The organism is Paroceanicella profunda (assembly GCF_005887635.2).
Classification (GTDB): domain Bacteria; phylum Pseudomonadota; class Alphaproteobacteria; order Rhodobacterales; family Rhodobacteraceae; genus Paroceanicella; species Paroceanicella profunda.
The window spans coordinates 45,574-57,240 of record NZ_CP040820.1; the positions used below are offsets into that span (position 1 = coordinate 45,574).

10 protein-coding genes are annotated in these 11,667 nt (G+C 73.2%); 7 read left to right on the forward strand and 3 right to left on the reverse strand.

Annotated features, from left to right (window positions below; genetic code table 11):
* Positions 1-8: 8 nt before the first annotated feature.
* The 6 genes from FDP22_RS20925 (at position 9) to FDP22_RS20950 (ending at position 7,709) form a co-directional block, all read left to right on the forward strand.
* Positions 9-1,730 (forward strand): M48 family metallopeptidase, encoded by a 1,722-nt coding sequence (locus tag FDP22_RS20925; RefSeq protein WP_138576120.1) that lies wholly within the window; start codon positions 9-11, stop codon positions 1,728-1,730.
* A gap of 512 nt (positions 1,731-2,242) precedes the next feature.
* Positions 2,243-3,217, forward strand: a complete 975-nt coding sequence (locus FDP22_RS24630; RefSeq protein WP_170317824.1) for a TAXI family TRAP transporter solute-binding subunit — start codon at positions 2,243-2,245, stop codon at positions 3,215-3,217.
* A gap of 1,167 nt (positions 3,218-4,384) precedes the next feature.
* Positions 4,385-4,834, forward strand: a complete 450-nt coding sequence (locus FDP22_RS20935; RefSeq protein WP_138576122.1) for a DUF305 domain-containing protein — start codon at positions 4,385-4,387, stop codon at positions 4,832-4,834.
* Positions 4,835-4,847: 13 nt separating this feature from the next.
* Positions 4,848-6,317: a YncE family protein gene (locus FDP22_RS20940; RefSeq protein WP_138576123.1), complete on the forward strand. Its 1,470-nt coding sequence runs from the start codon at positions 4,848-4,850 to the stop codon at positions 6,315-6,317.
* A 64-nt stretch (positions 6,318-6,381) separates the two neighbouring features.
* A complete protein-coding gene (locus FDP22_RS20945; RefSeq protein WP_239032010.1) occupies positions 6,382-6,936 on the forward strand; it encodes an RNA polymerase sigma factor in 555 nt (184 codons plus the stop codon).
* Complete coding sequence (locus tag FDP22_RS20950) at positions 6,933-7,709, forward strand: anti-sigma factor family protein (protein WP_138576124.1); 777 nt, start codon at positions 6,933-6,935, stop codon at positions 7,707-7,709. The genes FDP22_RS20945 and FDP22_RS20950 overlap by 4 nt, the downstream gene beginning before the upstream one ends.
* Before the next feature lie 698 nt (positions 7,710-8,407).
* Here FDP22_RS20950 and FDP22_RS20955 read toward each other — a convergent pair.
* The 3 genes from FDP22_RS20955 to FDP22_RS20965 all read right to left on the reverse strand — a co-directional run bounded on the left by FDP22_RS20955 (position 8,408) and on the right by FDP22_RS20965 (position 10,537).
* The gene (locus tag FDP22_RS20955) at positions 8,408-8,806 is read right to left on the reverse strand and encodes a limonene-1,2-epoxide hydrolase family protein (protein WP_138576126.1); all 399 of its coding nucleotides are present in this window, start codon (positions 8,804-8,806) and stop codon (positions 8,408-8,410) included.
* Between the two features lie 315 nt (positions 8,807-9,121).
* Positions 9,122-9,721 carry an NADPH-dependent F420 reductase gene (locus FDP22_RS20960; protein ID WP_138576127.1) on the reverse strand — a complete coding sequence of 200 codons (600 nt, stop codon included), beginning with the start codon at positions 9,719-9,721 and terminating at the stop codon, positions 9,122-9,124.
* A gap of 63 nt (positions 9,722-9,784) precedes the next feature.
* Positions 9,785-10,537 (reverse strand): 3-oxoacyl-ACP reductase family protein, encoded by a 753-nt coding sequence (locus tag FDP22_RS20965; RefSeq protein ID WP_138576128.1) that lies wholly within the window; start codon positions 10,535-10,537, stop codon positions 9,785-9,787.
* A gap of 109 nt (positions 10,538-10,646) precedes the next feature.
* Here FDP22_RS20965 and FDP22_RS20970 point away from each other — a divergent pair, with 109 nt between their 5' ends.
* Entirely contained in the window at positions 10,647-11,576 is a 930-nt protein-coding gene (locus tag FDP22_RS20970; RefSeq protein WP_138576129.1) for a LysR family transcriptional regulator, read from the forward strand.
* Positions 11,577-11,667: the final 91 nt, after the last annotated feature.

The following is an 11,667-nucleotide window of genomic DNA, read 5'->3' on the forward strand; positions in this document are numbered from 1 at the left end:
GACCTCCGATGTTCAGACGGATCGCGATCCTGTCCGCGTCAGCGGCACTGGCGGGCTGCGCCCAGGCGCCGGTCAACGTGTTCGGAACCGATGTGGCCGACATGCTGGCCCCGGTGATCCGCACCGCCGCCATCCGCCATCCCGGCACCGGGCCGAACCGCATGCCGCCGCCCGCGCCGCCGCGCACCTTCTCCTATTCCGGGCGCAACACCGCGCCGGGCACCAACTACTGGCTGGCCGAGCGCGAAAAGGCGCCGATCGAGGCCGCGAGCCGGGTGATCTACAATCCGCCGCTGCGCAGCTGGCTGCACGAGCTGGCCGGCAAGCTGATGGCGCAGGCCCCGGAGGGCGCCCCGCCGGTGCAGGTTCACGTGCTGGCCAGCTCCACCTACAACGCCTTCGCGCTGGAAAGCGGGGATATCTACGTGAGCATCAACACCCTCGCCCAGGCGGCCAGCGAGGACGAGGTCGCCATCGTGCTGGGCCATGAGATCGGCCACATCCTGCTGGGCCACCACGACAAGGAGAAAGTCTTCGCCGGGCAGCGCGATGCCACCGGCGCCGCCCTCACCGGGGTGGCCACGGTGGGCTATCTCTCCGGCGCCGCGCGCTCCGGCACCCTGATGTCGGGCGGCGCGTTGCAGACCGGCGAGCGCCGCAAGCTGGAGGAGAACATGCTGGCGGTGACGGCCGCCAAGCTCGCGGTGGATTTCGTCGGCAACGACGTGGTCAACGCCTCCTGGAACCGCGCGCAGGAGGGCGAGGCGGACATGTTCGGCCTCGATCTCGCCATCGCCGCCGGCTACGACCCCTACGAGATGTACAACAGCTTCGCCCATCTCATCGAGGCCGACCAGCAGCGCCAGACCCGCCTGCGGGGCCTGGAAGCGCAAGCGGAGGCGCGCAACCGCGCCGTGGAGGCCGAGATGAGTGCCGCGCTGAAGCAGGGCCGGCTGGACCTGGACCCGCTGCTGAAGGGCGCCGTCAGCCTGCTCTCGGACCTCGGGACGGCGGCGGCCGGCGACGCGCGGGACTATGTCTCCGCCGGCTACCATGACCCCGTCCACCGGCAGGATGAGGCCCAGGCCTATCTCGAGCGCTTCTATCCCGATGTCTCCCAGTCCTCCGGCACGGATTACCCCGCGGTGCAGCGCCGGCTGAAGATCGTGGAGATCAACAACGCCTATGCGCTTGTCGACCAGGCGCTGACCGAGATCATGAACGGCAGGTTCCCGGAGGCCCACGCCAGCGTGCGCGCGGCGCTGCGCACCGGCTCCATCGCGCGTGATCCGCTGCCGCGCTGGGTGGAGGCGCTGGCGCTGGAGGGCATGGGCGACATGCGCGGCGCGCTGGAGGCGCTGCGCAAGGTGAACCCGGAGGCGCCGATGTCGGTGCAGGCCCATCTCGAGATCGCCATGCTCGAGGCCCGGCTGGGCAATGACCGCGCAGCGCTGGCCCAGCTCGACCGCGCCCAGGTCACCTATGGCGCCGGCCCGGTCCAGCCCGCGCGCGTCGGGCTGCTGATGGCGATGCAGCGGCGCGAGGAGGCGCTCCGCGCGCTGGAGAACTGCGAGACGCTGGGGCCGCCGGCCGCCCCGGAATGTCGCAGGGTGGCCGCGGCCGGCGGGCTCACCGAACCCGCCGCGACGACCGGTGCGCCGGCGGGCGGCTCACCGCTCGACGATCTGCGCAAGGGCATCACGGACGCCCTCTCCGGCCTGCCGCTGTGACAGGGGCGGCCCGGGCCCTGCTCGGCCTCGCCCTGCTGGCGGCCTGCACCGCACAGGCCGCCGTGGCGTCGCCCACGGCCGGGGCGGAGCCTGAACCGGGCGCGCGGCCGGCGCCTGCGTCGGCCGCGCCGGACCACCGCGCGCGCCCGGTGACCGTGCACGATATCCGCGTGGCGAAAGCGCAGGCCGGCCTCCCGGCGCGACGCCGACAGGCCCCCCTGGCCCCTGCGCGCACTCTCTCCGCGGCTGTGCACGCCGTCCCGCTGGCTCAACACATCCCCCCGGCGGCCGCGCACGCCCTCCCCGCGGCCACGTACGCTCCCCCGGCGACTGCGCGCACTCTCCCAGCGGCTGCGCACACCCATCCGGCGACGTCGCACGCCCCACCGGCCATTGCGGACACGCCCCCGGCCGCTCCAAACGCCTTCCCGACCGCTCCACACGCCCCTGTGGCAACTGCACACGCCCTCCCGGCAGCGCCGGGCCCTGCTCAAGCCGGGCGGAGCCCGGTGGTGCGCCCTCGCGAGATGCAGGTGGTGCAAGGCCCCGCGGCGAAGGCGCAGGCCCCTCGGCCGGAGCCGCGCTACATCACCGTGCTCTCGGCAGAGCCGCAGCTGGTCTACCACCGCAAGGCCGTCGCGCTCTGCGCCGAGGTGAACCGGATCTGCCTGAACCGCCCGCTGCGCTGCGTGGTCGAGCCCACCCGGGGCACGCGGGAGAACCTGCGGCTGCTCGCCGAGGGGCGGGCCGATTTCGCCTTCGTCCAGGCCGATATCGCGATCGCCGCCACCGAGGCTCCGGTGCGCCCGCTGGCGCTGCGCGCCTCCCCGGCCGGGGACACCGCGCCGGAAGGACCCGTCCTGCCGCGCGCCGCCTGGACGGAGCCGCGCTTCACGGTCCACCGCGAGGGGCTCTTCGTGCTGGTGCGGGAGGGGTCGGGGCTGAACACCCTCTCCGACCTGTCGGGGCGCCGCATCAGCCTCGGCCCCGAAGGCTCCAGCAGCCGGGCCACGGCGGCGCGGGTGCTGGACCGCGTCGCCCTGTCGACCCCGCCCGAGGACCGGCCGATGACCCTCGCCGCGCAATGGCCGGCGCTGTGCAACGGCGAGATCGACGCGGCCTTCCGGGTGACCGGGGGCGAGGACGGCGCCGCCCCCCCTGCCCCGGGCACGCTGGTGCTGCGCCCGCCCTGGCCCTACGGGCCGTCGGACACCGGCGCCCCGGCCACGGCCGCCTGCAGCCTGCGGCTCCTCGCGCTCGACGCGCAGGACACCGGCTCCGCCGCCCCGGGCCAGCGGGCTGCGCTGGCGCTCGGCACGGGCGCCCCCGTGCCGGGCATCGCCGTCTCCGCCCTGCTGGTGACCTCGACAGCGGCATGTGCGGACTGCGATGCCGCGCGCGCCCTGGTCGCGGCCGTGGCCCGACGGATCTTCGGCGAAAGCCCGCGCACCGTGCCCCCGGCGCAATGCGCGGCGCCGGCGCGCTGACGACGGGGCACCCCCCGCTCGCCCGACCCAGCCCCGGCGGCAGCGGCTTGCGGAGGTCATCGCCTTCCCGCGGCGCCCATCGCCACAGCCTGCCCGGGAGGCCGCAGCACCGGCGGCACCCCCACCGGAAGCCGAACGGTGCCCGGCCGGGCCGGGGCGCGGGTGGCGCAGGCGCTATCGCCCGAACCGGCATCCCCGCCGCGCAGCAGCCGCCTCACGGCGGGGGATTGCCGGAACCGCTCTCGCCCAATGTCCGGGCCTGACCACGGCCAGGCCCCCCGTGCATTGCGGAGCCGAAGCCGTGGAGCGTGGAGCACCGGGTCCGCCGCACGCCCCTTCACGACGTCGGACATCCCATCCTCCGGCACTCCGGAGGGAGCGTTGGCGCGGGGACCGGCGAAGCGCCCGGCCTGGTCCTGAACCCGGATCCGGCGCGGCTTCGCCCTGCGTCGCTTCCGGTGCGCCAAGCCGTGCCGGATACTCCGCCGCCGACCGCATCTGCATGCTCACTCCCGCACCGAAGCCCGGGCACGTCTCGTCTCCGAAGCGGTGCGGCGCCCGGCGCCATGGGCTCCGTGGCCACGCTGTCGATACCCGGCACCTGCGACGCCGCGCTGAGCGCGCACCGTCGTCTCGCCCCGTGGCGCTCCGCCCACCGTCTTCACCACGTTGAGCACGCCGAGGGTGGGGGAGATATCCGTGCCCGGATGCGCGTGGCCGAGACCTTCGTTGCAGATCGGGGTCTCGTTCCCCCCGAAGAACCTCCGGGCGGAGGCGGGGCATGCTGAAACGCCCCGACACCGGCTTCGCGTGGGTCTGCCGCGTCCTCGAACACGACGCGGCGATGTCCGTGTCCTGCCTCCCCGGAACAGCGCGGAAGGAAGGTTGAGGGGACACGTGAGGGATCGCTCTTCAGGGGCGGAGCGGCCGGGGCCGCTGTGTCATCGGCCGCGGGCTGAAGGCCCCCCCCCCGCGCTGTCGCCAGCGCCACGCCAGCGGCGGACTGCGCGGGGCGGTGCATCCTCCGGACCGGGCGATGCCTGCCGGCGCGGGGGCCGGAGTCGCTCACGGCGCGATGACGATGCCGTGAGCACGGGCGCGGCACGGGATTATCCGACGGCCCGCGGGTGTCTCACCTTCAGACACAGCGTTCAGGAGGTTCTCGCGATGCCACACCCGCTCACCCGCTCCGCCCGCGCCCCGGGCACACCCGATCAGGGGCGCCGGGCCCTGTTCGGCGGCGCCCTGCTGGCCGGGGCCGCGCTGGCGCTCAGCCGGCTGCCGGCCGCCGCGCATGACGGAAAGATGCATGCCGCCCCCGGGGCCGACCCTGCCGCGCTGGCCGCCGAACAGCCGTTTCTGAGCCGGAATGCCGAGGCCATGGACCGGATGATGGCCGACATGGCCGTCGCCCCCACCGGGGACGTGGACGCGGATTTCGTCGCCATGATGGTACCCCACCATCAGGGTGCCATCGACATGGCGAAACTGCAGCTGCGCTATGGCCGCAACCAGAACCTGCGCAACATCGCGCAGGAAATCATCATCACTCAGCAGCAGGAAATCCGCGCCATGCACTACGCGCTGAAGACTGCCGCCACCCCCGCGCATGACTGAAGGAGCCCTCGCCATGTCCCGCATGACCCTTGCCGCCCTGCTGACCGGAACCGTGCTCTCGGCCGGGCTGACCGCCTTCGCCGCCGCCGCCGGGCAGGCCCCGCTTGCCGCCGCCGCGCCCGATACGGCCATCAGCCACCGTGACCGCGTCTATGCCGCGGAGCAGTACTCCAACACCGTCTCGGTGATCGACCCGGCCTCGAACACATTGCTCGGCGAGATCCGCCTGGGCGACCCGCAGCCCAAGAACCTCAGCCCGCTCTACGGCGGCCAGGTGCTGGTGCACGGGCTGGGCTTCGCGCCGGACGGCAAGACGCTGGCGGTGGTGGCCACCGGCTCGAACTCGGTGAGCTTCATCGACACGGCCACCAACACGGTGAAGCACACCACCTATCTCGGCCGCGCGCCGCACGAAGCGTTCTATACACCCGACGGCAAGGAGGTCTGGGTGACGGTGCGGGGCGAGGATTACGTCTCCGTCATCGACGCGACGACCCATGAGGAAAAGATGCGCCTGAAGATGGCCTTCGGCCCCGGCATGCAGATGTTCTCGCCGGACGGGACCTATGCCTATGTCTGCTCCTCCTTCCACCCGGAGACGAAGGTGCTCTCGCTCGCGGACCACAAGGTGGTGGCGACGGTGAAGCAGGACAGCCCGTTCTGCCCCAACATCGCCGCCTCGCCGGACGGCGACCAGGTGTGGATCACCCTCAAGGACATCGGCGCGGCGCAGATCTTCAACGCGAAGCCGCCCTTCAACGTGCTCGGACGCATCGACACGGGGCCGATCACCAACCACGTGAATTTCGTGCATACCGACAAGGGCACCTTCGCCTATGTGACCGTGGGCGGCGAGAACGCGGTGAAGGTGTACCGCACCGACGATTTCTCGCAGGTGGCGACCATCCCGGTGGGCGACCTGCCGCACGGGCTCTGGCCCTCGGGTGACGGCACGCGCGTCTACGTGGGGCTGGAGAACGCCGCGAAGATGGCGGTGGTCGACACGGCCTCCAACACGGTGATCGGGGAGATCCCCATCGGCCAGGCGCCGCAGGCGGTGGCCTATGTGCCGAACGCGGTGCCCGAGGGCGCGGCCGGCACCGACAACCTGGTGCCGCTGGGCGCCTCGGGTGAGGTGGCGCATCTCGCGCTCGCCGCGCCGGGCGGCGACGCCTCCGCCCCGGCAACCACGGTGGCACTGTTCGACCAGGGGCTGACCCAGGTTCTGGAGGCCTCGGTGACCGGGCTGGAGCCGGGCAAGGCCTATGTGCTGGCGCTCTCCGCGAAGCCGGACGGCTCGGGCAAACTGCAGAAGCTGTCGGACTTCAAGGCCAACCCCGCCGGCGCCTCCATCGTGAATGCCGTCGGGCCCATCCGCCAGCTGGTGGACGGTGAGGACGACACGCCGAAACGCTACCTCGTCATCGCCCCCGTGGAGGGCGAGGGGACCGGTGCCCCGGTGCAGGTGCAGACCGCGAGCTGAAGCCCGAAGAGGAGGCCCCGGCAGCTCCGCCGGGGCCACCCTCCCCCCCCCGGGAAGGACCCAGATGACCGATGATCCGCTGATCCGCCGCGAGATGCAGGAGCTGCTGGAGCCGCAGATCCCCGCGCTGCGCCGCTATGCCCGCGCCCTGCTGCGCGACGCGACGGCGGCCGACGACCTGGTGCAGGACTGCCTGGAGCGCGCCGTGGGGCGCTGGCACCAGCGCCGGCCGGACGGCAGCCCCCGCGCCTGGGTATACGCCATCCTGCACAATCTCGCGATGAACCGGATGCGCCAGGCCGGGCGCCGGGGCCTGCATGTCGCGGTGGAGGACACCGACCACCCCGCACTGGCCCAGCGGGCCACGCAGGAGGACGGGCTGCGCCGCGACGACGTGCTGCGCGCGCTCGACGCCCTGCCGGAGGCGCAGCGCAGTGTCATCCTGCTCGTCTCCGTGGAGGGGATGCGCTATGCAGAGGTCGCGAAGGCGCTAGACCTGCCCCTGGGCACGGTGATGTCGCGGCTGGCGCGTGGGCGCGAACGGCTGCGCGAGCTGCTCGCGCAGCGCGAGGCGGAAGGGCGCCCGGTGCGGCGCGGCGAGTTGAGAAGCGTGAAATGACCCGACACCCCATCTGTGATGACGACCTGCACGGCTATGTCGACGGCGCCCTGACCCCCGAGCGCGCGGCAGAGGTGGAGGCCTGGCTCGCCGTCCATCCGCATGAGGCCGCGCGCGTCGCGGACTATGCGGACCAGGCCCGGGCCCTGCGCGCGGCGCTCGACCCCGTGGCCGAGCAGCCGGTGCCCGCGCAGCTCCACCTGGGGCGGCTGATCGAGGCGCGCGGCCGGCGCCGCGGGCAGTGGCGGCAGGCGGCGGCGGCGGTGCTGCTGCTGGGGCTGGGCGGCGCGGGCGGCTGGCTGAGCCACGCACAGATGCCGCAGGGCCCGCTCACCGGCATCGCGGCACTGGCTTCGGAGAGCGCGCAGAGCTACGGCGTCTATGCCACCGACGCCCTGCGCCCGGTGGAGCTGACGGCGGCGCAGGGCCCGGTGCTGGCGGACTGGGCGGAGCGCCGGCTGGGCCGGCCAATGCGCATCCCCGACCTCGCCGCCAGCGGCTGGCGCTTCATGGGCGGCCGCGTGGTGGCGACGGCCCACGGCCCGGCGATGATGCTGATGTATGACGACGACGCGGGCACGCGCCTGGTGATGCAGGTGCGCCGCATGGCCGGACAGCAGGACCCCCGCATGTCCGGCTTCGAGGATGCCGGGGTGAACGGCTACACCTGGTCGGCGCATGGCATGGGCTACGCGCTGGCCGGCGGCCTTCCGCCGCAGCGCCTGCACCCGCTGGCAGACGACATCCGCCGCCAGCTCGACACCGAGGCCTGAGGGCGGAGCGCCTGCGCCCGGGACTGATCCTCCGCCCCCGGGGCCAAGGCCGGGGCGTGAGCGGGGAGCCCGAGCTCCGACCCGAGCCCGAGGCTGAGCCCGAACCTTGGCCCGAGGCTGAGGCTGAGGCTGAGGCTGAGGCTGAGGCTGAGGCGAAACGCGGGAGAGGGCCCGGAGTCCAGACGCCCGTGCGTGGCTCCGAGGCCTGACGTCGGGGCCCGGCGCGACCGGGGTCCGGTCGCCGCCGGCGCGTCGCCGGCGGCGGGGCGGAGTGCGGGGGCCGCTGCCACGGCCTCCGCGCTTCCCCCATCCCCCGGGGCCCCATCCGGGGGGGGGGGTGGGGCCATGGAGTGGGATCAGCCGGCAAGATGGGATCCGGGGCGGCGAGACCCGCCGAAGCGGCGCCGCACGTCCGACAGGTCCCGCACGGTTCCGCGCAATGTCATCCCGCCTTTCCTGTCGGAAAGACACGCAGCCGCGGCTGCGGCCCAGGATAGTCCGCCGACGCGCGCCGGCCCTTCTGCCGGGAAGGGCCCGGGCCCGTTGCCGGGCCATGCCTCGCGGGCGCCCCCCTGCCCCGCAGGCCGGAGCACGACGGCGCCGCGCCATCCCGGTTTCCGCTCTCGGAACGGGCCGTGCCCGGACACGCGGCCCGGGCACGGCGGGGGACAGGCTGGCAGACACGCCCCCCTCCCGTCTCAGGGCTGCGCCGGGCTCAAGCCGGCCAGCTGCCTGTCGAAGTCCGCCGGGTCGAAGTAATCCCGCCAGACGGTGATGAGCCCGTTCTCTATCGTGAGCGTGCCCATCACGGGAAGGACGATGCGGCCGCCGTCGCAGTGGTGGAAATAGTCCACCCGCTCGTTCAGGACGACGTTGCCGGCCGCGGCGATATGGGTCACCTGCCAGTCCACCGTGAACACCCCGCCCAGCCCGAACTCCGTGTGGAACTTGCGCACGGCCTCGCGGCCGGTGATGTCGGGGAAGGGGACGTTGTCGTAGAGCACGTCCTCCGCCAGCATGGCGAAGGCCGCGTCGAGGCGGTTCGCGCTCCAGTGGCCGAAGAAGGTGGTGGCGATCCCGATGGGAGTCTGTGTCATCTCTGGGGTCCTGTGTGAAGTGGGGGCGGTGCCGCGACGGTGATCGGCCTGAGTGGCGGCGCCTGCGGGCGGCCGGCCCCGGCGGGCAGGTATCGGGTGGCCCGGAGCGCCCCGGACCAGCCCTGTTCAGGCACGCCGCCGCACACGCTGCCGGCGCCATTGCGCGAGGAACCGTCGGAGCGGGGGCGCCCGTCGCCCCGAAGGGGCGCTTGCGTATCTGTCGCCCGGAGGGGCGACATCGTGTCTGCCCCCCGCAGGCGGCAGTGTCTTGTCGATTGTTCCCGCGGGCGGTGCCGGGGCGCGGGCCGGGAGGGCTCAGTCGAACCGCACCAGGTTCAGCGCCGGCAGCGGGCCGCCGGGGAACTGCGCCAGCCGGCCGCCGCCGGTGAGCGTGCCGAGGTCGATCGGCGCAAAGCCCAGCCGCTCGATGAGCGCGGAGACCTCCGCCTTCGCCTCCGGCTGGTCGCCGGAGAGGAACAGCACCCGCCGGCCGCCCTCGGCCGCCGGGTCCGCCGCCAGCACATCGGGCCTGAGGTGGTTGAAGGCCTTCACCAGGCGGGCGCCGCGCGCCATGCCGGAGACCACCTCCGAGGAGGCCCGCCCGCCGAGGTCCGCCGGCCTGAACAGCGGCGCCTCGATGGCGTTGTTCGCGTCGATCACGATGCGACCGCCGAAGTCCGGCAGGCCGGCCAGCGCCCCGGGCAGTTTCGACCAGTTCACGGCCACGAAGACGATGTCGCTCGCCGCGGCGTCCTCACGGGTGCCGGCGGTGATGGCGGGGCCGAGCTCGGCCACGGTCGCGGCCAGGCTCTCCGGCCCGCGGCTGTTGGAGAGGGTCGCGGCGAGGCCCTTGCGCGCCAGGGTTGCGGCGATGGCACGGCCGATGTTGCCGGCGCCGATGATGCCTATGGACATGGTGGTTCTCCCGATTTGAAACGAAGGTCACACCGGCGCTCCGAGCAGGAGCGCCGCAGGGGGTCAGGCGGTCAGGCCGCCATCGGCGACGATGTCCGCTCCGGTGACGAAGGCCGCGTCGGGCCCGGCGAGGAAGGCGACGACGCTGGCGATCTCGCCCGGCTGGCCGTAGCGGCCGATCGCCATGCCGGGACCGACGATCGCGGCCACCGGGCCATCCGCCGGGTTCATGTCGGTATCGGTCGGGCCGGGATGGACGGTGTTCACGGTGATGCCACGGGGACCGAGATCGCGCACGAGGCTGCGATTGAAGCCGGTGACAGCGCCCTTGGTCAGCGTGTAGACCGAGGCGGTGGGGAAGGCCGCATAGCGCGTCATGGACGAGCCGATGTGGATGATGCGTCCGCCCGGCGTCATGTGCCGCACGGCTTCCTGCGTCGCGACGAAAACGCCGGTGACGTTGACCGCGAGCATGCGCTCATAGTCTTCGAACCGGAACGTCTCGATGGGCGCGTTCACCGCCACACCGGCATTGTTGACGAGGATGTCGATGCCGCCGAAGGTCGCGACTGTCCGGGCCACGGCGGCCCGCACTGCCTCCGGGTTCCCCGCGTCGGCTTCGATAGCGAGAGCCCTGCCGCCGGCCGTCTCGATCTCGGCGACGACCGCGGCCGCCCGGTCAGGCGAGGCGCTGTAGGTGAGGGCGACGGCGGCGCCGTCGGCGGCGAGCTTCCGCGCGATGGCGGCGCCGATCGAGCGCGAACCGCCGGTCACGAGGGCGGTCTTGCCGGCGAGGGGAAGGAAAGGGCTGCTCATCTGCGACGCTCCGTCATGTTTCGATACGCAGAAGATGGCCGATGAATTGCTTCGCGATTAGCCATGAATGGCTTGCTTTACCTTCAACACATGCTTGAAGATGCCGGGCATGGAAACGCTCGCGAACCTCGAATCCTTCGCCCGCAGCGCGGAGTGCGGCAGCTTCTCGGAGGCCGCCCGACGCCTGTCGCTCACCCCTGCCGCGGTGAGCCGCAACGTCGCCATGCTGGAGGGGAACCTGGGCGTCCGCCTGTTCCACCGCACCACCCGCAGGCTGACGCTCACCGAGGCGGGAGAGACCTTCCGCCTTGCCATCGCGGAGCATCTGGAGGGGCTGCAGGCCGCCATCGCCGGCATCTCCGTCGAGGGGGGCGCGCCCGCGGGCGTGCTGAAGGTCAGCCTGCCGCCCACGCTGGGGATGACGCATATCCTGCCGATGCTGCCCGCCTTCCGGGAGCGCTACCCGCGCATCCGCCCGGAGTGCCATTTCGAGACCCGGCAGGTGGACCTGGTGGCCGAGGGGTACGACGTGGCCATCGGCGGCGGGTTCGACCTGCCGCCGGGAATCATCGCCCGCCCCCTCGCGCCGGCGCATATCGTGGCCGTGGCCGCGCCGGGCTACATGGCCGGCCGGCCCCTGCCCATCGCCCCGGGCGATCTGCAGGCGCTCGACGGCATCGTGATGCGCGTGCCCAGCACCGGGCGCGTCCGGCACTGGACGATGCGCGACGTGGACGGCAACCAGGCCGCCGTCCCGATCACGCAGAGCGTGGTGGTCAACGACCCCGCGGCGATGTGCGAGGCCGCGCTGCTCGGGCTGGGCGTCGCCATGACCGCAACCTCGGATGTCCGGACGGCGCTGGACAGCGGCGCCCTGATGCGCCTCGTGCCGCGCTGGTATGCGGATGCGGGGGCGATCTCGATCTACTACGCCTCGCGCACGCTGCTGCCGGCCAAGACGCGGGTTTTCGTCGACTGGGTGATCGAGGCCTTCCGGACCCGGCGCCTTGCCGAGCGCCTCGCCGGCAGCCTGGGATAGCCCGGCCCGACCCGGGTGCGGCGCATCCGTTCACGCGCCCCGGCGCGCGACACTCCCCCGGAAGCGCCGCGCGCGCCGGGGCCGACAGGCC

Excerpts from the sequence above, each read along its gene's own strand:
- FDP22_RS20925 (WP_138576120.1), top strand. The coding sequence starts at position 9 with ATGTTCAGACGGATCGCGATCCTGTCCGCGTCAGCGGCACTGGCGGGC.
- FDP22_RS20960 (WP_138576127.1), bottom strand. The coding sequence starts at position 9,721 with ATGTCCATAGGCATCATCGGCGCCGGCAACATCGGCCGTGCCATCGCC.
- FDP22_RS20965 (WP_138576128.1), bottom strand. The coding sequence starts at position 10,537 with ATGAGCAGCCCTTTCCTTCCCCTCGCCGGCAAGACCGCCCTCGTGACC.
- FDP22_RS20950 (WP_138576124.1), top strand. The coding sequence starts at position 6,933 with ATGACCCGACACCCCATCTGTGATGACGACCTGCACGGCTATGTCGAC.
- FDP22_RS20945 (WP_239032010.1), top strand. The coding sequence starts at position 6,382 with ATGACCGATGATCCGCTGATCCGCCGCGAGATGCAGGAGCTGCTGGAG.
- FDP22_RS20935 (WP_138576122.1), top strand. The coding sequence starts at position 4,385 with ATGCCACACCCGCTCACCCGCTCCGCCCGCGCCCCGGGCACACCCGAT.
- FDP22_RS20940 (WP_138576123.1), top strand. The coding sequence starts at position 4,848 with ATGTCCCGCATGACCCTTGCCGCCCTGCTGACCGGAACCGTGCTCTCG.
- FDP22_RS20955 (WP_138576126.1), bottom strand. The coding sequence starts at position 8,806 with ATGACACAGACTCCCATCGGGATCGCCACCACCTTCTTCGGCCACTGG.
- FDP22_RS20970 (WP_138576129.1), top strand. The coding sequence starts at position 10,647 with ATGGAAACGCTCGCGAACCTCGAATCCTTCGCCCGCAGCGCGGAGTGC.